Below are 20,773 nucleotides of genomic sequence, written 5' to 3'. Positions count from 1 at the left end.
ATGTCCGGCGATTTTGAGGCGATGGCGCTTGAGTATCACCGCAACCCGCGGCCCGGTAAGCTGGCAGTAGTCGCGACCAAGCCCATGGCCAACCAGCGCGATCTGGCGCTGGCATATTCGCCGGGCGTCGCTTATGCCTGCACCGCCATTGCCGAGGATCCGTCGAAGACGGCGGAGCTGACGGCGCGGGCCAATCTGGTGGCGGTCGTCACCAACGGCACCGCCGTGCTGGGCCTTGGCAACATCGGTCCCTATGCCGCCAAGCCGGTGATGGAAGGCAAGGCCGTCCTCTTCAAGAAGTTCGCCGGCATCGACTGCTTCGACATCGAGCTGAACGAGCATGACGTCGATGCGCTGGTCGACACCATCATCCGGCTGGAGCCGACCTTCGGCGCCATCAACCTGGAAGACATCGCCGCCCCCGCCTGCTTCGAGATCGAGCGCCGCTGCCGCGAGCGCATGAAGATCCCGGTGTTCCACGACGACCAGCACGGCACCGCCATCGTGGTGGGTGCGGCCGTGCTGAACGGTCTGGCGCTGGTCGGCAAGGACATCTCGAAGGTCAAGGTGGTCTCCACCGGCGGCGGCGCGGCCGGCATCGCCTGCCTCGACCTGATGCTGTCGCTGGGTGTCCGCCGCGAGAATGTCTGGCTGGTCGACCGCATCGGCGTGGTCCACAAGGGCCGCAACGAGGAGATGAACGAATACAAGGAGGCCTACGCGCACGACACCGAGGCGCGCGCGCTCTCCGACGTCATCGACGGCGCCGACATCTTCCTCGGCCTGTCCGGCGCCAAGGTGCTGAAGCCCGAGCTGCTGGCCCGCATGGCCGACAAGCCGCTGATCCTGGCGCTCGCCAACCCGGAGCCGGAGATCATGCCGGATCTGGCCCGTGAAGCCCGTCCGGACGCCATCATCGCCACCGGCCGTTCCGACTTCCCCAATCAGGTCAACAACGTCCTGTGCTTCCCCTTCATCTTCCGCGGCGCGCTGGACGTCGGCGCCACCACGGTGAACGAGGAGATGAAGATCGCGGCGACCCACGCCATGGCCAACCTCGCCCGCGCCGAACCGTCGGACGTGGTGGCGGCGGCCTATGTCGGTGAATCGCTGCGCTTCGGCCCGGACTACATCCTGCCCAAGCCCTTCGACCCGCGCCTGATCGTCGAGGTGTCGTCGGCGGTCGCCAAGGCGGCCATGGACAGCGGCGTCGCCACCCGGCCGATCGCCGATTTCCGCGCCTATCAGGACCAGTTGAACCAGTACGTCATCCGCTCCGGCCTGTTCATGAAGCCGGTCATCACCAAGGCCAAGACTGCGCCCAAGCGCGTCGTCTATGCCGAGGGCGAGGATCCGCGCGTGATCCGCTGCGCCCAGGTGGTGGTCGATGACGGCATCGCCCATCCAGTGCTGATCGGCCGCCGCGAGGTGATCGAGCGGGTGATCGGCGAGATGGGCCTGCGCCTGAAGATCGGCCAGGACGTGGAGGTCATCGAGATCATCCGCGATCCGCGCTATCACAACTTCAGCGAACATTACCGCAAGCTGATGGGCCGCCGCGGCGTGTCGCCCAGCCATGCCGCCAACGTGGTGCGGACCCAGCCCACCGTCTTCGGCGCCCTGATGGTCCGCCGCGGCGAGGCCGACGCGCTGGTCTGCGGCACCACCGGCCGCTTCAACGAGCATTGGGCGCACATCTGCGGCCTGATCGGCCTGCGCGACGGCGTGAAGGTCGCCGCGACGATGAACGCGCTGATCTCGCAGAAGGGTGTTCACTTCATCACCGACACCTACGTCAACCCCGACCCGACCGCCGAGCAGGTGGCCGAGATCGCCCGGCTGGCGGCGGACGAGGTGAAGCGCTTCGGCATCGAGCCGAAGGTGGCCCTGCTGTCGCACTCCAACTTCGGCAGCGCCGACACCCCGTCCGCCCGCAAGATGCGTGCGGCGGTGGAGCTGGCGTCCGAGCAGATGCCGGATGTCGAGATCGACGGCGAGATGCACGCCGACGCCGCTCTGGCTCCGGCCATCCGCAAGGAGCTGCTGCCCGACAGCCGCCTGAAGGGCGAGGCGAACCTGCTGGTGATGCCGACGCTGGACGCCGCCAACATCGCCTTCAACATGATGAAGATCCTGGGCGAGGCGCAGAATGTCGGCCCGATCCTGCTGGGCGTCCAACGGCCGGTCCACATCGTCACCCCGTCGGTCACCACCCGCGGTCTGGTCAACATGACCGCCGTCGCCGTGGTCGACGCCCAGTTGGCCGACCCGGTCAACGCCGCCCCGACTCCGCCGGTGGGCGTGGCGTAAGGTCGGGTCCAGATTGCGCTTGCCCCCCTCCCCGACCCTCCCCCGCTTCGCGGGAGAGGGAGTAAGCGCGATAGCGGCGGAGTTCCCTCTCCCGCGAAGCGGGGGAGGGTTAGGGAGGGGGCAAGCGTAGTGCCATGCCCCTTCCACCACACCCAATTCGTGCTATCCCTTACCCGTAGCCAACAGGAACGGCACGGGGCATGAGCAACCAGCGCAAAACCGGCAACGCCGCTGCCGCCACCGCCGCGGCGCTGGTCGGTCAGGCCGTCCCGTTGCACCAGTCCGGCCGCCTGACCGAGGCCGAAGCGCTCTACCGCCAAGCGCTCGCCGCCCAGCCGCGCCAGCCGGACGCCCTTCACCTGCTCGGCATGATCGCCTGCCAGACCGGCCGCTTTGCCGAGGCCGCCGACCTGATCGGGCAGGCGGTGGCGGCCAAACGCGACGTTCCCGATTATCACGCCAATCTCGCCTACGCCCTCCAGGCGCTCGGCCGCTCCGCCGAGGCGGAACGCGCCGCCCGCAACGCCCTGCGCCTTCGCCGACCCTTCCCGGAGGCCGCCAATACGCTGGGCAACGCCCTCAATGCGCAAGGCAAGGCCGGCGAGGCCGCCGACGCCTACCGTGCCGCCCTGCGCGCCCGCCCCGACTATGCGGAGGCGGAGGGCAACCTGGGCGCGGTGCTTCGCAGCCTTGGCCGCTCGGCGGAGGCGGAACCGCTGCTGCGCCACGCGCTCGCCGCCAACCCCTCCCTGACGGAAGCGCGTGCCGCTTTGGGCTTTGCCCTGCTCGACCTTGGGAAAGCCGACGAAGGGGAGGCGGCGTTGCAGGCCGTGCTGGCCCGCCGGCCGGACCATGCCGCGGCAGCCCTGGCATTGGCCGGATCGCGGCAACGCCGCTGCGATGACGCGGAACCGGCCTACCGCCTTTACCTGACGCTGGAGCCGGCGGATGCCGAGGGCTGGAACGCCTACGGCCTCGCCCAGCAAGGTGCCGACCGCATCGAGCCCGCCGCCGATGCCTTCGCCCGCGCCCTACGGCTCGACCCGAAGATGGCGGAGGCGATGACCAATCTGGGCACCGTCCGTCGCCTGCAGGGACTGGCCGTGGACTCCGTCGAGTTGCAACGCCGCGCGTTGGACCTGCGCCCCGGCTATGCCGCCGCCCATACGAATCTGGCGCTCGCCCTTCAGGATCTGAGCGACGATGCCGGCGCGGAGCGCGAATTCACCAACGCCCTGGACGCCGACCCGGCGCAGTCGCTCGCCCGCTTTAACCGCGCTATCCTGCGCCTGCGGCAGGGCCGGTTGGCCGAGGGGTGGGAGGATTACGCCGTCCGCTTCGACTCCGGACGCCTGCGGCCGAGACGTCCCTTCAACATCCCGGAATGGGAGGGGGACGAGCTTGCCGGGCGCCGCCTGCTGCTGTGGGCGGAACAAGGGTTGGGCGACGAGTTCATGTTCGGCTCCCTTCTACCGGAAGCCCTGTCGCGTTTCCCCGACGCCATCGTCGAGTGCGAACCGCGGCTGGTCTCGCTGTTCCAGCGCTCCTTTCCCGGCACCACGGTGCGCGCGCCGACGCGGCGGCCGACCGATGCCAACTGCCATCTCCCCTTCGGCTCGCTGCCGCGCCTGCTGTGGCGGACCGTACCGGTCCCACCTCCGCCCGCCGGCTGGCTGAAGCCGGATCTGGAGCGGGTGGCGGCATGGCGGTCGCGGTTGGATGCGCTCGGCCCCGGCCTGACGGTCGGCATCGCCTGGACCAGCCGGCGCATCACCACCGAACGGCGCCAGTCCTATACCGACCTGGAGGAGTGGACCTCCCTGTTGCGCCTGCCCGGCATTCATACCGTCAGCCTTCAATATGACGGACGCGAGGAAGAGATCGCTGCCGTCGAGGAGCGCTTCGGCCTGCGCATCCACCGCTGGCCCGACCTTGACCAGATCGCTGATCTGGAAGGCACCGCCGCCCTGATGGCGAACCTCGATCTGGCGATCACCGTCGCGTCCTCCGCCGGGGAAATGGCGGCAGCGCTGGGCGTGCCGGTCTGGCGGTTGGGACGACGCGACTGGACGCAGCTCGGCACAGCGGTGCGTCCCTGGTTCCCGACCATGCGCTGCATTCATCCCGATGGGGCAGCCGGCATCGGCGGCACCATTCCCAAGGCAGTACAGATGCTTAGCAGACTTTCCGCAGGTGATCTGTGAGCGTTTCAGATTGGTTCGCCGAGGCGCTTCGCCATCATCAGGCCGGCGCTCTGGACGCCGCCGAACCCCTGTACCGACGCGTCTTGGATGCCCAACCGCGTCACGCCGATGCCCTGCATCTGCTGGGCGTTCTGAACCACCAGCGCAACGACAACGTTCAAGCCATTGACCTAATTAGTAAAGCAGTCGAACTTGCGCCGGAGGTGGCGGATTACCACGCCAACCAGGGCATCGTTCTGCAGCGGCTTGGCCGGCTGGAGGAAGCCGAAGCGGCGCAACGTCGCGCACTCCACCGCACCCCCACCCATGTCGGCGCCCATTTCAATCTGGGGCTGGTGCTGGCCGCGCTCGATCGGTTGGAGGAGGCCGCCGCCCATTATGCCGAAGCCACCCGGCTGTCTCCCAATTTGGCCGACGCCCACCTGAACCTCGGCGCCGCCCTACAGGGGATCGGGCGGGCGGAAGAAGCATTGGCGGCACATGCCCGCGCGGCGGAACTGCTTCCCGGCGATCCGCGCCCCTGGACCAACCGGGCGGTCAGCCTTCAGCAACTCGGCCGCAAAAGGGAGGCTGCCGACGCATTGCAAATGGCGGCGACGCTAGGCGGTGGAACTTCCGACCCCACGGCCCTGTCCGCTCTCGCCGCCGCGCTCCATGCCGCCGGGCGCATAGAGGATGCGGCGGAGCGTTACGCCGACGCCTTGCGCCTCGAACCGCGTGATGCGTTTTCTCTCAACGGTCTAGGGCTCTGTCTTAAGGCGCTTGGTCAACTGGATGATGCGGCCACCTGCTTCGATGCGGCCATCGCCATCCAGCCCGACCATGCCGATGCGCTGGACAATCTCGGCAGCATCCGCAACGCCCAGGGCCGCCATGCCGAGGCGGAGGCCCTGCACCGGGAGGCGATCCGCCACCGGCCCGACTTCGCCGGCGCCTGGAACAATCTCGGCAATGCCCGCCACGCCGCCGGCCGTACGTCCGATGCCTGGACGGCATGGCATGTTGCATTGACGCTCGATCCCACCCTGCCGGAAACCCACACCAACCTGGGCAACGCCCTGCGCGGCGCCGAGCGTTTCGCCGAAGCCGAGCGGTCGCAACGTCGCGCCATCCGGCTTGCCCCGCTGGAGGCGCCTGCCCGCAACAATCTGGGCCACCTGCGCCAAGGCCGGCACGACCATGCCGGCGCCGCCGACTGCTATCGCAGCGCCCTGGCGCTGGACCCCGCCTATGGCGAGGCCTGGAGCAACCTGGGGCTGGCCCGCCAGCGGTTGGGCGACGGTGCGGGGGCGGAGCGCTGCTATGACCGGGCGCTGACGCTGCGACCCGACCTGTCATTGTCGCACTTCAACAAGGGCCTGCTGCGGCTGGAGGCCGGCGATCTCGACCGCGGCTGGCCCGGTTACGCCTGGCGCTTCGGCTCGGGGCAGGTCGGGCAGGGGCGTCAACCGCGCGCCCAGCCTTGGCGTGGGGAGGACCTGACCGGCCGCCGCCTGATGATCTGGGGCGAGCAGGGGGTGGGCGACACCATCCTGTTCTCCGCCCTTTGCCCGGAACTGGCCGGACGCGCCGTTTCCACCATCCTGGAGGTCGACCGCCGGCTGGTGCCGCTGTTCGCCCGCTCCTTTCCGGACCTTCGGGTGCGGGCGGAGGCGCTGGACGCGCAGGGGCGGGAGGCGATGGCGATCCCGGACTATGACCGCCACGTGCCGATGGGCTCCTTGCCCCGCGTCCTGCGCCGCCGGCTGGGCGAATTCCCGCCGCGCCTCTCCTGGCTGGTGCCCGATGCCGGGTTGGTGGAGCATTGGCGCGAACGTCTGGCGGTGCTCGGCCCCGGATTGCGCATCGGCATCGGCTGGCGCAGCCAGATAATGACGGCGGAGCGCAGCATCGCCTATCTGCCGCTGGACGCCTGGGCACCGCTGTTCGCACTGCCCGGCATCCAGTGGGTGGTGCTGCAATATGGCGAGGTGGAAGAGGAGATCCGGCAGGCCGAACAGCGCTTCGGCATCCAGTTGCACCGCTGGGACGACCTCGACCGCAAGGACGATTTCGACGGCGTCGCTGCCCTGATCGCCGGGCTGGACCTCGTCATTTCGCCGGCCATGTCGGTGGGCGAGCTGGCCGGCGCGCTCGGCACCCCGGTCTGGCGCTTCGGCACCCGCGACTGGACGCAGCTGGGGGCCGGGGTCCGCCCCTGGTATCCGTCGATGCGCCTCTTCCAGCCCCGGCCGGGCGAACCGCTGTCGGCGACGATGGCCGATATGGCTGGCGCATTGCGTTCCCTCTCTCGATTATCGGCCACGTCACGCCATGCGACCCCCTCACCCAGCCCTCTCCCCGGGGGGGAGAGGGTACCCGCGGTGGGAGAGGCGGTGGCGACGCAGGCGGTCGCTCTCCACAGGCAGGGCCAATATTCCAAAGCCGAAGCCCTCCACCGCGAGGCCGTGGCTGCGGCTCCGGCCCACCCGGCCACCTGGACCAACGGTGGTCTCACCCTGCTCCGGCTTGGCCGCGTCGACGCCGCCATCCAATGGCATCGGAGGGCGGTGGCGCTGAACCCGGCCTTTCCCGAAGCGCTAAGCAACCTCGGCGTGGCGCTCCAGACCGGTGCGTCCGCGGCAGAGGCAGCGACGCTGCACCGCCATGCCGTGCGTCTGCGCCCGTTGCAGGCGGAAAGCTGGGGCAACCTCGCCGCCGCCCTGCTCGCCGCCCGACGCTTTACCGAGGCGGAAAACGCTTGCATCCGTGCGGCAGTCCTGGCGCCGAGCCTTGCCGGGGTGCTGATCACGGCCGCCGCGGCATCAAAGGGGCAGGGGCGCTTCGCCGAGGCCGCTCGCCAGTCTAGCCGGTCCCTGCGCGTCACGCCCACTTCGGCCAAGGGCTGGTCGAACCTGGGCATGGCCATGGCCGGCCTTGGTCGCTGGAACGACGCTCTAATCGCCCACCAACGCGCATCGGCGCTCGCTCCCGACCTGCCGGAGGTGCTGGTCAACCATGGCCACGGGCTGCTGTTGCGGGGAGAGCGTCGGCTCGCCCGCGACTGGACCGAACGGTGCCTGCGGCTGACGCCGGGCAGGGCGGACGCCCGGATGAACCGCGCCCTGCTGCGCTTGGCCGAGGGCGACCTGACCGGCGGCTGGAACGACTACGCCCATCGCTTCGCCACCGGCGATGCCGTACCCCGCCGTTTCCCCATCCCGGAATGGAGGGGCGAGCCACTGGCCGGTCGCCGCATGCTGGTATGGGGCGAACAGGGACTGGGCGACGAGATCATGTTCGGCACGGCGCTGCCCGACCTGCTCCGCCAATCCGGCGGATTGATCGTCGAATGCGACCCGCGCCTGACCGGCCTGTTCGCCCGCGCCCTGCCGGGTGCGGAGGTGCGGGCGCCCACGATGAATCCGCGCGATGCCGATTGCCATGCGCCGATGGGCAACATCGCAGCACAGCTGCGGCCTGCCCTGCGGCATTTCCCCTCGACCGGTCCACTCTTCACCGCCGATCCACGGCTGGCGGCGGAATGGCGCAACAGGCTGGCGGCCCTCGGTCCCGGCTTGCGGGTCGGCATCTGCTGGCGAAGCAGCCGCATGACGGCCGACCGGGCCGGCGCATACAGCCGGATCGACCAGTGGGGACCGATCCTCGCCGTGCCGGGCGTGACCTTCGTCAGCCTGCAATATGACGGGCACGAGGCGGAGCGGGAGGACGCCCTGCACCGCTTCGGCACCGTGCTGCACCATTGGCCCGATCTGGATCAGCGCCGGGATCTGGAGAGGGTGGCGGCGCTCATGTCCGGCCTCGACCTCGTGATCTCCGCCCCGACTGCGGTGGGAGAGTTGGCCGCGGCTCTCGGGATCCCGGTCTGGCGGATCGCGGGGGCCGGCGACTGGTCGGCCCTGGGGACTGCGGTGCGGCCCTGGTTCCCATCAATGGCGCTGACCGGCCATGCCGGCGACCACGGCGTGACCCTGGCGGCGGTCGCGCAACGCCTGCGGCGTCTCGCCGAAGGGGGCCCATGACCATCGCCCATGACCATCGGAGGAGGGAGGCCCACGCAATTCCGCATTGCGATTCCGGAGCGCCCCCTTTATCGACTATGGCCGCCGGGCGCCACGCAGGGTGGATGACCCGGCGCCCGCGCCGTCGTAAGCTGCTTCCTGCCGGACGGCGACAGATGGGTTCAGGACAGGGTTTCGGGGCGCGGTTTAAGGGAAAGGACGGTCGGTGCGGTCTGAGGACGCTCTTGCCAACATAGACGTCGCGGTGCTTGCCGGCGGGCTGGGCACACGCATCCGGGGCGTTCTGGGTGACACGCCGAAGGTCCTGGCCCCGATCGCGGGCCGTGCCTTCCTCGGCCATCTCCTGGATTACCTGTCGACCTACGGATCGCGCCGGGTGGTGCTGTGCCTGGGCCATCTGGCCGACCGGGTGACCGCATGGCTCGCCCGCGGCGATTCCGCCGGCACCATCGACGTGGTCTGCCAGATCGAACCGCGCCCGCTCGGCACCGCGGGGGCGCTCGGCTATGTCCGCAAGGAACTACGCAGCAGCACCATCCTGGTGGTGAACGGCGACACCTTTCTCGACGCCGATCTGCGCGCCTTCATCGCCTCGCACCGGCTGTCGGGGGCGGAGGCATCGGTCCTGTGCGTGACGGTGGAGGATGCCTCCCGCTTCGTGCGGGTGGAGATCGGACCGGACAGCCGCGTCCGCCGTTTCGTGGACAAGGTGCCGGGGGCGGGCACCATCAATGCCGGCGTCTACCTGTTCTCCTCCGCCTTCCTCGACCGCTTCATCGCGGCGGGCGCGGTATCGCTGGAACGCGACGTGCTGGAAAAGCTGCCGTCGGGCACGCTGAACGCCCATGTCGCCAAGGCCCGCTTCCTCGACATCGGCACGCCGGAAAGCCTGGCCACCGCCGCCAGCGTCATCGCCGGCCGCGAGACCTGACAGGGAGGCCGGTCGGGAGCCCCGGCGGCCGCAATTTACCTCCGCGCACGCGACCGTCTGCCACTGGACTCGCGCAATGTGCCGGGCCAAGATGCGCACCGACTCGACACCATGCGCAGTGGGTGCTTGCGCCGGGGCCGGGCCGCCACGCCGATTTCTCCGGACCAGTGCCATGGCCGTTATCCTCATCCGCGCCGACGCGTCGCCGACCATCGGCACCGGCCATGTCATGCGCTGCCTCGCCGTGGCCGAAGCCTTGCGCGACCAGGGTCACGAGGCGCTGTTCGCCGCAGTCGAATCCACCCCCGCCATCGACCGCCGGCTGTCGGCGGACGGCTTCCGCCATGTTTCCATCGCCGGTCCGGTGGGACAGGCGGCGGATCTGGCCGCCACCCGCTCGCTCCTGCGGCGGGAGCATGGCACGGCGGTGATGCTCGACGGCTACCGCTTCGGCGAGGCCTACCGCGTCGGGCTGCAGGCCGCCGGTGCACGGGTGCTGGCCTGGGACGATCTGGGCGACGGCATGCCGCTGCACGCCGACCTCGTCGTCAACGCCGCACCGCAGGCGGCGGCCCTTCCCTATGAAGCGATGGCGCCCGGCGCCGTCCTGCTGCTCGGCCCCGGCTACGCCCCGTTGCGGCGGGAGGTGCGGCTGGCGGCTCAGGCGCCGCGGCGGACCATCACCGATCGGCCGGTGCTGCTGGTGACCTTCGGCGGCTCCGACCCGCTCGGCCTGACCGGACCGGTTCTGCAGGCACTGGCGACGGAGCGGCCCGACGGCTGCCGGATCGTCGCCGTCGTCGGCGGCAGCAACCCACGAGCAAACGAGCTGGCGGCGCTCGCCACCGATGGCGTTTCCGTGGAGATCGATTGCCCGCGCATGGGCGCGCTGATGGCCGACAGCGGTCTGGCGGTTTCGGCCGGCGGAGGCACCATGGGGGAACTTGCCGCGCTCGCGGTGCCGACCCTGCTGGTGGTCACCGCCGACAATCAGGCGATGGCGAGCGGCGACGCCGCCGAACTGGGCTGGTGCACGGCCGTGGACGCCCGTGGCTGCGATCCCGCCAAGGCGGCGGCGGTGATCGCCGGACGGGCACTCGCCCTGTGGGCCGACGCCGGGCAGCGGCAGCGGATGCAGGATGCCGCGACGGCACTGCCGCTTGACGGCGACGGGGCGGTGCGCATCGCCAGCGCCCTCACCGGCCCGCCGCCCAAATCCGGCAGCGCCGCCCGGCGGCGGACGGCGCTTGCCTGATGGCAGTTCCGGTCAGCTGACCACGCGCCACGTGCCGTCCGGCTGCTGGCAGGCGGTGCCGAAGCCCTGCTGGGTGCGGCCCTGGACCACGATGGTGGTCTGATATTCGCGGCAGAGCTGGCCCTGCGGCCCGGTGCCTTCGCGCACAGGCGTGTAGCTGCCGTAATTGCCGGTGTCCGGATTGTTCCAGCGCACGGTGCTGCCGGTCGGGGCGCTGTAGGCGTTGACCGCCGCCTGCTGGGCATAGTTCTGGTCGGCACGGTCGAGCGAGGCGCCGGCGGCATTGCCCAGCGCCGCACCCAGCAGCGTGCCGACACCCACCGCCACCAGCTTGCCGCTGCCACCGCCGAAGCGCGAGCCGGCCAAGCCACCGACCACGCCGCCGAGAACGGTGCCGGCCGTTTGCTTGTTGGCGCTGACGCCGCCATAGGAATCGCCGTAGCCGGGCTGTGCGCAGCCGGCAAGCGGGGCCGCGAGCAGGCTGGCGGACAGCGCGGCGGCGAGGAAGGGGCTGGCTTTCATGGTGGCTCTCGTCCTGTTGGGTCCTGTTTGGATCGGCACGAAACCGTTCGTTCCTGACGCCATCAACATGGCTGACCCGCATCTTATTCCCGATGCGTGACGCGGTGCCTCGCTTGCCCCTATGATCGTGCCAACGGTTCCACGAAGGAATCGACAACAAGCCCTTGGGAGGGAACGAACATGCTGCCCAACGCGGACAGCTATGAAGGGGTGTCCCGCGCCTTCGCCTGGCGCGTGCCCGACCGCTACAACATCGGCGTCGACGTCTGCGACCGCTGGGCGGAAACGGACCCCGGCCGCATCGCCCTGATCCACAAGCGGCGCGACGGCGGGACCGAGGAATACCGCTTCTCCGACATTCGCGCCCTGTCCAACCGCTTCGCCAATGCGCTGGCGGCGCAAGGTGTCACGCGCGGCGACCGGGTTGGGATTCTGCTGCCCCAGGCGCCGGAAACCGCGATCAGCCATGTCGCGGTCTACAAGCTGGGCGGCATCGCCGTGCCGCTGTTCTCGCTGTTCGGGGTGGAAGCGCTGGAATACCGGCTGGCCAACTGCGGCGCCCGTGCCGTGGTCACCGACGCCGCCGGGGCCGCCAAAATCGCCCAGATCCGCGACCGGCTGCCGGAACTGCGCGCCGTCTTCCGCGTCGACGGGTCCGGTCCCGGCTGCCTGGACTGGCATGGGCTGTGCGACGCGGCGTCCGACAGCTTCATCCCGGCCGACACCGGCCCGGACGATCCGGCGCTGATCATCTACACCTCCGGCACCACCGGCCAGCCCAAGGGCGCGCTGCATGCGCACCGGGTGCTGCTGGGCCATCTGCCGGGCGTGGAGATGTCGCACGACCTGTTCCCGCAGCCGGGCGACCGCATCTGGACGCCGGCCGACTGGGCGTGGATCGGCGGGCTGCTCGACGTGCTGCTGCCGGCCTGGCACCACGGGGTGACGGTGGTCTCCCACCGCTTCGAGAAGTTCGATGCGGAGGCCGCCTTCGCCCTGCTGGCCGAATTCCAGGTCCGCAACGCCTTCCTGCCGCCGACGGCGCTGAAGATGATGCGGGCGGTGAAGAACCCGCGGGCGCGCCATCGCATCGACATGCGCTCCGTCGCCAGCGGCGGCGAGACGCTGGGTGCCGGGCTGCTCGATTGGGGGCGCGAGACCTTCGGCGTGACGATCAACGAGTTCTACGGCCAGACTGAATGCAACATGATCGTGTCGTCGGCCGCGACGCTGATGGCGCCGAAGCCCGGCATCATGGGACGTCCGGTTCCCGGCCATGACGTGGCGGTGATCGACGGGCAAGGCAACCGGCTGCCGCCGGGGCAACTCGGCCTGATCGCGGTGCATCGGCCGGATCCGGTGATGTTCCTCGGCTATTGGAACAACCCCGACGCCACCGCGGCGAAGTTCATTGGGGATTGGCTGGTCACCGGCGACCAGGGGGAGTTGGACGAGGACGGTTACATCCGCTTCGTCGGGCGGGACGACGACGTCATCACGTCTGCCGGTTACCGCATCGGCCCCGGCGAGATCGAGGATTGCCTGATCGGCCATCCCGCCGTCCGCATGGCGGCGGTGGTCGGCGTGCCCGACCCGCTGCGCACGGAGATCGTCAAGGCGTTCGTCGTGTTGCACGAGGGGGTGACGCCGGACGACGCGCTGGTGGCCTCGATCCAGGAGCATGTGAAGACCCGGCTGGCCGCCCACGAATATCCGCGTTCGATCGAATTCATGGAAAGCCTTCCCATGACCACCACCGGCAAGATCATTCGCCGGGAGTTGAGGAACCGCTCGTAATATCATGATCGAATTGATTTTATTGGCCGCAGCCTTTCTGGCCGGAGCAATGAATGCCGTTGCCGGCGGGGGAAGTTTCCTGACCCTGCCGGCACTGATCTACGCCGGGGTGCCGCCGGTCGCCGCCAATGCCACCGGCACGGTCGCGCTGCTGCCCGGCTATGCCAGCGGCGTCTACGGCTACCGTCAGGACCTGACGCCGGTCGGCACGCTCAGCCTGCCGCTGCTGTCGGCGGTCAGTCTGGTCGGCGGGCTGGTCGGGGCCGGGCTGCTGCTGGTGACGCCGGATTCGGTGTTCCGCGGGATCGTGCCCTGGCTCCTGCTGCTGGCGACCGGGCTGTTCGCCTTCGGCAACATGCTGGCGCAGCGGCTGCGCAACCTGGGTCTGCACGGCAACGGGGCGATGCTGGGCACGCTGTTCGCCGTCTCGGTCTATGGCGGCTATTTCAACGGCGGGCTCGGCATCCTCCTGCTGGCGCAGTTGAGCCTGTTCGGCATGACCGACCTCAACGCCATGAACGGGCTGAAGAACCTGTTCTCCGCCGTGCTGACCGCCATCGCCGTGGTGGCCTACGCCGCGGGCGGGGCGGTGGAATGGCCGAAGGCGCTGCTGATGGTGGTGGCGGCGGTCGCCGGCGGCTATGTCGGCGCCCGGCTGGGACGGAAGATCCCCAAACCGATCCTGCGCACCGGCATCATCGCCGTCGGTCTGGTGATGAGTGCGGTGTTCTTCCTGAAATGATCGCGCTATAGAGGGCGCTCCCCGCCTTTTGGACCTGCCGCCATGCTGACCGTATCCGATCTCGACCTGTACTATGGCGACGCCCAGGCGCTCGACGGTGTCACGCTGCAGGTGGCGGCGGGGCAGACCACCGCCATCGTCGGCGCCAACGGGGCCGGCAAAACCTCGCTGATCCGCGCCATCTCCGGCATCCTGAAACCGGCGCGCGGCAGCATCCGCTTCAAGGAACGCGAGATCGCCGGACTGCCCAGCCATGTCGTCTGCGACCTCGGCATCGGGCAGGTGGCGGAGGGACGGCAGATCTTCCCGACGCTGAGCGTGCGGGAGAATCTGGAAATGGGCGCCGTCATCCCACGCGCCCGGTCCAACGCGCGCCAGACCTACGACCGGGTGCTGGACCTGTTCCCCCGCCTGCGTGAACGGCTGGACCAGGCGGCCGGCACCCTGTCCGGCGGCGAGCAGCAGATGCTGGCCATCGGCCGTTGCCTGATGGGCAAGCCGGACCTCATCATGTTCGACGAGCCCTCGCTCGGCCTGTCGCCCGCCCTGGTGCAGGAGCTGTTCCGCATCATCCGGACACTGGCGGCGGAGGGCATGACGATCATCCTGGTCGAACAGAATGTCGCCGCCTCCCTGCGCATCGCCCAGACGGCTTACGTGCTGGAGAACGGCCGGGTGGTGCTGTCGGGTACGGGGGAGGCGCTGCTGGCCGACCCGGCGGTGAAGCAGGCCTATCTCGGGCTGTGAATCCGACACGCCTCCACCGGCGATACCTCCCTTATCCTCCTATCGTTGAATATACGAACCATCTACAGTCCCCCTAAGCTGGCAGTCCAAGAATTACCGGACGGGGACCATGGCGGCAGGCTGCACCAGACGGACGACATTGCTGGCGGCCGCCGCGCTGCTGGCGTCGGCGACGCTCCGGCACGCGGCTGCCGCCGATCCTACCCCCACTCGGCCGGTCGTCCGCGCCGGGGTGCTGAAGTTCGGCACGGTCAGCTGGGAACTGGACACCGTTCGCGCCAACGGCTTCGACCGCCAAGCCGGCATCGACCTGCAGCTGGTGGAGCTGGCCGGCAACCCCGCCACCCAGGTGGCGCTCCAGGCGGGCGGAGTCGAGGTCATCGTTTCCGACTGGCTGTGGGTGTCGCGGATGCGCAGCAAGGGGGAGGCGCTATCCTTCATCCCCTACTCGACCGCCGTCGGCGCGCTGGTGGTTCCGGCCAAGTCCGCCATCGCCGAAATCGGCGACCTGCGCGGCAAGCGCATCGGGGTCGCCGGCAGCCCGCTCGACAAGAGTTGGCTCCTGCTGAAGGCTCTGGCCACCGACCGTTATGGGCTGTCGCTCGACCGCGATGCGCAACCCTTCTTCGCGGCGCCGCCCCTGCTGAACAGCAAGATCGCCAGCGGCGACCTGGACGCCGTGTTGACCTTCTGGCCCTTCGCCGCCCGGCTGGAGGCGAAGGGCATGCGCGTGACGATGACGGTGTCCGACATGCTGGAGGCGCTGGGCCAGCCGGCGACGGTGCCCTCCATCGGCTATGTCTTCCGCGAGGAGTGGGCGCGCGCCAACCCGGCCGCCATCGCCGGATTCCAGGCGGCGACGAACAAGGCGAAGACCCTGCTGGCCCAATCCGACGCCGCGTGGGACCGGCTCGCCCCGCTGATGCAGGCGGAGGATGACGCCACCTTCCGCACCCTGCGCGACCGCTACCGCGACGGCATCCCGCGCCGCTGGACCGAGGAGGAGCGGGCAGGGGCCGCGAAGCTCTACGCGCTGCTGGCGCGGCTGGGCGGGCGGGAGCTGGTCGGCGACGCGCCCACCATCGCCCCCGGCACCTTCTGGACCGGCGGGGCCTGACCGGTGCGGCGCGCCCTGATGCCCGCCCTGATGCCTGTTGCGTCGATCCTGCTGCTGCTGGCCGTTTGGCAGGCGGCGGCGCTGACGGTCGGCGGGCGCCTGCTGCCGGGGCCGGTCGTGGTGGCCGAGGCCTTGCTGCGCGAGGCGGAGAGCGGGGCGCTGTTCCATCACATGGGCGTCACGCTGCTGCGCGTGCTGGCGGCCTTCGCACTCGCCATGTCGATCGGGGTCGGGCTGGGCCTGCCGATGGGGCGGTCGCCCTTCATCGACCGGCTGTTCGGCCCCTGGCTGGTCTTCTTCCTGAACCTGCCGGCGCTGGTGGTCATCGTGCTGGCCTATGTCTGGTTCGGCTTGACCGAGGCGGCGGCCATCGGCGCCGTCGCCGTCAACAAGATTCCCAACACGGTGGTTCTGGTGCGGGCCGGTGCCCGCGCCATCGACGAGGGGCTGATCGACATGTCCCGCGTTTACCGCCTGTCGCCCGCGGACCGGCTTCGCCATGTGCTGCTGCCGCAACTCACCCCCACCATCGCCGCGGCTGCGCGGTCCGGCCTGGCGCTGATCTGGAAGATCGTGCTCGTGGTCGAACTGCTGGGCCGCAGCGACGGTGTCGGATTCCAGATCAACCTCCTATTTCAGACCTTCGATGTCGCAGGAATCCTGGCTTACACCATCGCGTTCGTGGCCGTGGTCCAGCTTTTGGAATACGGCGTCCTGCAACCGGTCGAGCGCCACTGCCAGCGCTGGCGGCGGATGCCCGCTGAAGCTTGAGATCCGCTCCAAGCGTTTCGGCGCGGTGGAGGCGGTGCGCGGCCTGACCCTGTCCGCCGCGGCGGGGGAGGTCGTGGCGCTGGTCGGCCCCAGCGGCTGCGGCAAGACGACCGCGCTCGGCATCGTCGCCGGGCTAGACCGCGCCTTCGACGGCGTGGTGGAGGTCGGGGCGCGGCCGGACGGCGGGCCGGCCCGGCTCGGCTATGTCTTCCAGGAGCCGCGCCTGCTGCCTTGGCGCACCGTGCGGCAGAATCTGGCGCTGGTCCTGCCGCGTCCGCAGCGCCGCGGTCCGGCGGTCGACGCCATGCTCGATGCGCTGGAGCTGTCGCCCTTCGCCGACCGTTTTCCGACCCAGCTGTCGCTTGGCATGGCGCGGCGGGTGGCGCTGGCCCGCGCCTTCCTGGTGGAGCCGGACCTGCTGCTGATGGACGAACCCTTCGTCTCGCTGGACGAGCCGACGGCGCTCCGGCTGCGTACCCTGCTGTCGCAGTTGCTGGACCGGCGGCCGGCCACCGTCCTGCTGGTCACCCACAATCTGCGCGAAGCCCTGGCGCTGGCCGACCGGCTGCTTCTGCTGGCGCCGTCGCCCGGCCGGGTGGTGGCGGAGGTGCCGGTGACCGTCCCCCGCGCCGCCCGCGACGACGCCACCATCGAGGCGCTGCGCCACGACCTGCTGTCCCGGCCGGAACCGGCCTTTCGCCTTCTGGCCTGACCCTTCTCGATTTGTGCGTTCATTTGCCGCTCGTCCGTTTACGAATGCTGCGGTATCCTGCTCCGCTGCCGGGTACGTCCGGCGATTGCAAAGGCGGCGGAACCGAATGTCCTTCGGTCGATCGACAGTGCGGCGGGTGCGGAGGCTCGGCCTGGTGGCCGGGATGGCCGCGCTGTTGCTGCAGGTCATCGCCTGGGGCTGGATGCCGATGGTTCCGGGAACTGCCCGGGCCGGAGAGACCGCCTCGCTGCCGATCTGTTCCTCCGGCGGCCTGACCACCATCCAGGTCGATGCCGCCGTTTATGGAATCGGTGAGTTCGGGCTCGCTTCCGACGACGGCGACCCTGAAAAATCGCCGGATCACGCGCCGTCAGGCACCGGCCATTGCCCGCTCTGCCCGCTGGTGGCCGGATTGGCCTTGCCGCCGCCGCCATTGACCGTCGGCCCGGCCCTTGCCATGGCCAGCGACTCCCGCCTGCTGCCAGGGGAACGGATCGCCGCCGGCTGGTTCCTGTCGACCCTTCAGGCCCGCGCTCCGCCGTCGCTCGTCTGATTCTCGCGGCCGCTCAGCCATAGCCGCCGCGCGCATCGCCACGCCCGCTCTCCGTCCGGATCGGTGCGCTTGGCGGTCTATCCACGCATTCCAACGCGCAACCTTCCAATTCACGCCCCGCGGCATAGCGCGCCGCGGCGGCTCCCCTGCTGTTCACATCCGCATTCCAGGAGAAGAGTCCATGAAGCGCATTCTCGGCATCGCCGCCGCCCTGGCCCTGTTCGGTGCCGTCCCCGCCCTGGCCCACAGCTACAAGGCCGGCCCGATCGAGATCGGCCATCCCTGGGCGCGCGCCACTGCGCCGTCGGCCCCGAACGGCGGCGCTTATCTGTCGCTGACCAACACCGGCAGCACGGAGGACCGTCTGGTATCCGCCTCCACCCCGGCCGCCGACAAGGCGGAGTTGCACACCCATCTGAACGAGAACGGCGTGATGAAGATGCGGGAAGTTCCGGCCATTCCGGTGGCGCCGGGCGAGGAGGTGAAGCTGGCGCCCGGCGGCCTGCACATCATGCTGCTGGGGCTCAAGAAGCCGCTGGAGAAGGGCGCCCGCTTCCCCATGACCCTGCACTTCGAAAAGGCCGGCACCGTCGACGTCGAGATCTCAGTCGAGGCGGCCGGACAGAGCGCGCCCCAGGCCGAAGGGCATATGGGCGCCATGGGCGGCGCCGGCCACGGCCACAACGCCGAACCGGCCAAGAAGCAGTAAATACGGAAGGCCGCCGGCAGGGGAACCGCCGGCGGCCTCCTTTCAGAGAAATACGCTCGTCCCGGTCACTCGGCCGGAGCGACGCCCACCGGCTGGGGGGAGAGCTTGGCGGCTTCCGCGGCCTGATAGCGGTGCGACAGCACGCCGAAACGACGCGCCCACCATGCCGTCAGCGGCGGCGTCAGCAGGGCGGTGACCACAACGCTGGTGGCGATCAGTGCCGTGGCCGACGGGGCGACCGGCGCGAAGGTCGGCTCGATCGAAGCGATGATCGGCGGCACCGTCACAGCCGCACCGGCGGTGGAGGCGGCACCGATGCCGGCCGTACCGTTGCCCTTCGCCAGCAGGATGTCGGCCAGCACCAGCATGATACCGGTGACGACGATCACAGTCAGGCCCAGCACGATGCCCAGCAGTCCGGTGTTGAGGATCGTCGAGAAGTTCAGGTTGTTGCCCAGCGCGAAGGCGAAGAACGGCACCATCACCGAGACACCCTGGGTGAAGAAGGCCCGCAGGTCCTTGTCCAGATTGCCCAGCGCGAAGCCGATCAGGAAGGGCAGCAGGGCGCCGACCATCGTCTGCCAGGGGAAGGCCGCCAGCCCGGCGATGCCCAGCGTCACCATGGTCATGAAGGGTCCCGATTCCAGGCACATCAGGCAGAAGGCACCGGCCTCCTCCTTGGTGCCGTACTGCTGCATCAGCGCCATGTACATGCCGCCGTTGGTGTCGTTCATCACCGCGATGATCGCCAGAACAGACAGGCCGGAGAAGAAGCCGGACGTGATGCCTTCCGCCGGGATGAACCACGAGGCGATGATGCCCGCCATGGCGGCGGTGAGGATCTTGACCGACACCAGCACGCCGCTCTTGCGCAGGACCAGCGGCGTTGCCTTCAGGCTGATGCTGGCGCCAATGCAGAAGAACCACACCGACAGGATCGGCAGCGTGCCGGTGATCAGCCCGTTGGTGAAGGACCCAAAGAATTTGCCCGTGTTGGGAGCCAACGTGTTCAGGCAGGCGCCGAGGAACAGGGGGACGATCATCATCCCGCCGGGGATGCGGTCGATCCGGGACTTGATGTTCATGGAAGACACTCCTTTGAATTTCATCCCGTCGCCGCCGCGGCCCTTCGCCATCGGGCATAATTCAGCGGCCATCAATTTTGTCAGGACGGCAGCCATGTGCCGCCTTGTGCATACTAGTATACAAGTTGCCCGATTATTGTCAAAGCGGCGGATTGTCCGACGCGACACGTTGTCGCGCCGAAGGGAAATGAAGACGGAGATGCAAAGACAGGGGCGGGGCCGCGGAGGATTAGGACTCGATTTCCTTCACCTTCGACATAAAATGCTCCGATATCGACGCTTTCGGCCATTGAGGGCAGGAGAGTGCACCACGGGCGAGCCCATGCCAGAGTCACTTGATCCGATCAGCCGCAGCATCACGCGGAATCAGCCTCTCCGGGATCAGCTTTCGCGGATGGGGGTGTCCGGAGAGGCGCTGCTGGTGCTGTGCGGCCCCGATGGCAGCAATCTGGCGCTCAGCGAAACGACGCGACGGTATTTCGGACCATCGGCAAACCAGATGCTGGGATGCGGCTGGGTGTCGGCAGTCCATCCGGACGAACAGATGGCCGCGGCCGACGCCTGGCTGAAGGCGGTCTATGACGAGGCCGCTTATGACCTGCAATTGAGCTACCGGCGGCATGACGGCAGCTATCACCGCTTCGCGGTAACGGGCATCCGCTATGTCGATGCGGATACGTGCCAGACCCACTGGCTCGTCGTATTGGAACCGCTCAGGCCAACCCTTCCGGCGGCCGGCCCGTGCGGTTCGACGCTCAGCGCGGGCGGTGGCGGGCCAGTGCGTCGGTGATGTCGAGGTCGCGGAACGGCTTTCCGATCACCGGCCGCTCACGGTGGGCATCCGGCAGCCCCTCCGCCCCATGGCCGGTGGTGAAGATGAAGGGGATGCCGGCGGCGGCCAGACGGTCGGCCACCGCGTCGACCCGCTCGCCACGCAGGTTAACGTCCAGCAGCGCGATGTCGAAGCCGCCCGCCTCGATTATTTCCAAGGCCGCCGAAACCGAACCGGCCGGACCGATACAGGTGACGCCCTGGTCGAGCAGGGCATCCTCCAGGCTCATGGCGATCAACGGTTCGTCTTCGACGATCAGGACGGTCAGGTTCGACAGGTTCGCGTCGGTCACTGCGGGCTCACTCGCGACGACAATGGGATTACCAGCCGGCATCGCACGCCGGCGGGGTCGAAGGCAAGGGCAACATCGCCTTCCAACTCATGCGCCAGACCGCGCTCGATCAGGCGGGAGCCGAATCCGCGACGGGTCGGCGGCACCACCGGCGGCCCCCCCCCCTCCCCCC

General features: G+C 69.3%; 17 protein-coding genes. 14 read left to right on the top strand and 3 right to left on the bottom strand.

What is annotated here, in order from left to right:
* The 5 genes from TSO5_RS29755 to pseG all read left to right on the top strand — a co-directional run bounded on the left by TSO5_RS29755 (position 1) and on the right by pseG (position 10,722).
* The gene (locus tag TSO5_RS29755) at positions 1-2,310 is read left to right on the top strand and encodes an NADP-dependent malic enzyme (protein WP_109154992.1); all 2,310 of its coding nucleotides are present in this window, start codon (positions 1-3) and stop codon (positions 2,308-2,310) included.
* Between the two features lie 200 nt (positions 2,311-2,510).
* Positions 2,511-4,514, top strand: coding sequence for a tetratricopeptide repeat protein (locus TSO5_RS29750; protein WP_109154991.1), 2,004 nt, complete (start codon positions 2,511-2,513; stop codon positions 4,512-4,514).
* Positions 4,511-8,536: a tetratricopeptide repeat protein gene (locus TSO5_RS29745; protein WP_109154990.1), complete on the top strand. Its 4,026-nt coding sequence runs from the start codon at positions 4,511-4,513 to the stop codon at positions 8,534-8,536. The genes TSO5_RS29750 and TSO5_RS29745 overlap by 4 nt, the downstream gene beginning before the upstream one ends.
* 205 nt (positions 8,537-8,741) lie before the next feature.
* Positions 8,742-9,467, top strand: coding sequence for a nucleotidyltransferase family protein (locus TSO5_RS29740; protein WP_109154989.1), 726 nt, complete (start codon positions 8,742-8,744; stop codon positions 9,465-9,467).
* Between the two features lie 172 nt (positions 9,468-9,639).
* Complete coding sequence (pseG, locus tag TSO5_RS29735) at positions 9,640-10,722, top strand: UDP-2,4-diacetamido-2,4,6-trideoxy-beta-L-altropyranose hydrolase (protein WP_109154988.1); 1,083 nt, start codon at positions 9,640-9,642, stop codon at positions 10,720-10,722.
* Positions 10,723-10,734: 12 nt separating this feature from the next.
* Here pseG and TSO5_RS29730 read toward each other — a convergent pair whose 3' ends face one another.
* Positions 10,735-11,244 (bottom strand): RT0821/Lpp0805 family surface protein, encoded by a 510-nt coding sequence (locus tag TSO5_RS29730; RefSeq protein WP_109154987.1) that lies wholly within the window; start codon positions 11,242-11,244, stop codon positions 10,735-10,737.
* A gap of 180 nt (positions 11,245-11,424) precedes the next feature.
* On the opposite strand from TSO5_RS29730, the gene TSO5_RS29725 reads away from it, so the two are divergent.
* The 8 genes from TSO5_RS29725 to TSO5_RS29690 all read left to right on the top strand — a co-directional run bounded on the left by TSO5_RS29725 (position 11,425) and on the right by TSO5_RS29690 (position 18,392).
* Positions 11,425-13,041 (top strand): acyl-CoA synthetase, encoded by a 1,617-nt coding sequence (locus tag TSO5_RS29725; RefSeq protein WP_109154986.1) that lies wholly within the window; start codon positions 11,425-11,427, stop codon positions 13,039-13,041.
* A 4-nt stretch (positions 13,042-13,045) separates the two neighbouring features.
* Positions 13,046-13,783 (top strand): sulfite exporter TauE/SafE family protein, encoded by a 738-nt coding sequence (locus TSO5_RS29720; protein WP_109154985.1) that lies wholly within the window; start codon positions 13,046-13,048, stop codon positions 13,781-13,783.
* Between the two features lie 42 nt (positions 13,784-13,825).
* On the top strand, positions 13,826-14,530 hold the full coding sequence (locus TSO5_RS29715; RefSeq protein ID WP_109154984.1) for an ABC transporter ATP-binding protein: 705 nt from the start codon (positions 13,826-13,828) through the stop codon (positions 14,528-14,530).
* 109 nt (positions 14,531-14,639) lie between these two features.
* On the top strand, positions 14,640-15,647 hold the full coding sequence (locus TSO5_RS29710) for an ABC transporter substrate-binding protein (protein ID WP_109154983.1): 1,008 nt from the start codon (positions 14,640-14,642) through the stop codon (positions 15,645-15,647).
* 18 nt (positions 15,648-15,665) lie between these two features.
* Complete coding sequence (locus TSO5_RS29705) at positions 15,666-16,418, top strand: ABC transporter permease (RefSeq protein ID WP_247871032.1); 753 nt, start codon at positions 15,666-15,668, stop codon at positions 16,416-16,418.
* A 34-nt stretch (positions 16,419-16,452) separates the two neighbouring features.
* Complete coding sequence (locus TSO5_RS29700; RefSeq protein ID WP_247871031.1) at positions 16,453-17,130, top strand: ABC transporter ATP-binding protein; 678 nt, start codon at positions 16,453-16,455, stop codon at positions 17,128-17,130.
* A 163-nt stretch (positions 17,131-17,293) separates the two neighbouring features.
* Complete coding sequence (locus TSO5_RS29695; protein ID WP_247871035.1) at positions 17,294-17,683, top strand: DUF2946 family protein; 390 nt, start codon at positions 17,294-17,296, stop codon at positions 17,681-17,683.
* Positions 17,684-17,864: 181 nt separating this feature from the next.
* Positions 17,865-18,392 carry a copper chaperone PCu(A)C gene (locus tag TSO5_RS29690; RefSeq protein WP_109154980.1) on the top strand — a complete coding sequence of 176 codons (528 nt, stop codon included), beginning with the start codon at positions 17,865-17,867 and terminating at the stop codon, positions 18,390-18,392.
* Between the two features lie 65 nt (positions 18,393-18,457).
* On the opposite strand, the gene kdgT is transcribed toward TSO5_RS29690, so the two are convergent.
* Positions 18,458-19,477, bottom strand: coding sequence for a 2-keto-3-deoxygluconate transporter (gene kdgT, locus TSO5_RS29685; protein WP_109155029.1), 1,020 nt, complete (start codon positions 19,475-19,477; stop codon positions 18,458-18,460).
* A 322-nt stretch (positions 19,478-19,799) separates the two neighbouring features.
* Here kdgT and TSO5_RS29680 point away from each other — a divergent pair, with 322 nt between their 5' ends.
* Positions 19,800-20,267: a PAS domain-containing protein gene (locus TSO5_RS29680; protein ID WP_109154979.1), complete on the top strand. Its 468-nt coding sequence runs from the start codon at positions 19,800-19,802 to the stop codon at positions 20,265-20,267.
* On the opposite strand, the gene TSO5_RS29675 is transcribed toward TSO5_RS29680, so the two are convergent.
* Positions 20,233-20,601 (bottom strand): response regulator, encoded by a 369-nt coding sequence (locus TSO5_RS29675; protein WP_109154978.1) that lies wholly within the window; start codon positions 20,599-20,601, stop codon positions 20,233-20,235. The two genes, TSO5_RS29680 and TSO5_RS29675, sit on opposite strands and share 35 nt — an antisense overlap.
* Positions 20,602-20,773: the final 172 nt, after the last annotated feature.

The organism is Azospirillum sp. TSO5, from assembly GCF_003116065.1.
Lineage (GTDB): Bacteria > Pseudomonadota > Alphaproteobacteria > Azospirillales > Azospirillaceae > Azospirillum.
Note: the sequence above shows the minus strand (reverse complement) of the source record. Positions and strands in the feature narration are given on the sequence as shown.

Bases quoted from the DNA above. Each gene is read 5' to 3' on its own strand.
- TSO5_RS29755 (WP_109154992.1), top strand. From the start codon at position 1: ATGTCCGGCGATTTTGAGGCGATGGCGCTTGAGTATCACCGCAACCCG.
- TSO5_RS29750 (WP_109154991.1), top strand. From the start codon at position 2,511: ATGAGCAACCAGCGCAAAACCGGCAACGCCGCTGCCGCCACCGCCGCG.
- pseG (WP_109154988.1), top strand. From the start codon at position 9,640: ATGGCCGTTATCCTCATCCGCGCCGACGCGTCGCCGACCATCGGCACC.
- TSO5_RS29730 (WP_109154987.1), bottom strand. From the start codon at position 11,244: ATGAAAGCCAGCCCCTTCCTCGCCGCCGCGCTGTCCGCCAGCCTGCTC.
- TSO5_RS29725 (WP_109154986.1), top strand. From the start codon at position 11,425: ATGCTGCCCAACGCGGACAGCTATGAAGGGGTGTCCCGCGCCTTCGCC.
- TSO5_RS29720 (WP_109154985.1), top strand. From the start codon at position 13,046: ATGATCGAATTGATTTTATTGGCCGCAGCCTTTCTGGCCGGAGCAATG.
- TSO5_RS29715 (WP_109154984.1), top strand. From the start codon at position 13,826: ATGCTGACCGTATCCGATCTCGACCTGTACTATGGCGACGCCCAGGCG.
- TSO5_RS29710 (WP_109154983.1), top strand. From the start codon at position 14,640: ATGGCGGCAGGCTGCACCAGACGGACGACATTGCTGGCGGCCGCCGCG.
- TSO5_RS29705 (WP_247871032.1), top strand. From the start codon at position 15,666: ATGCCCGCCCTGATGCCTGTTGCGTCGATCCTGCTGCTGCTGGCCGTT.
- TSO5_RS29695 (WP_247871035.1), top strand. From the start codon at position 17,294: ATGGCCGCGCTGTTGCTGCAGGTCATCGCCTGGGGCTGGATGCCGATG.
- TSO5_RS29690 (WP_109154980.1), top strand. From the start codon at position 17,865: ATGAAGCGCATTCTCGGCATCGCCGCCGCCCTGGCCCTGTTCGGTGCC.
- kdgT (WP_109155029.1), bottom strand. From the start codon at position 19,477: ATGAACATCAAGTCCCGGATCGACCGCATCCCCGGCGGGATGATGATC.
- TSO5_RS29680 (WP_109154979.1), top strand. From the start codon at position 19,800: ATGCCAGAGTCACTTGATCCGATCAGCCGCAGCATCACGCGGAATCAG.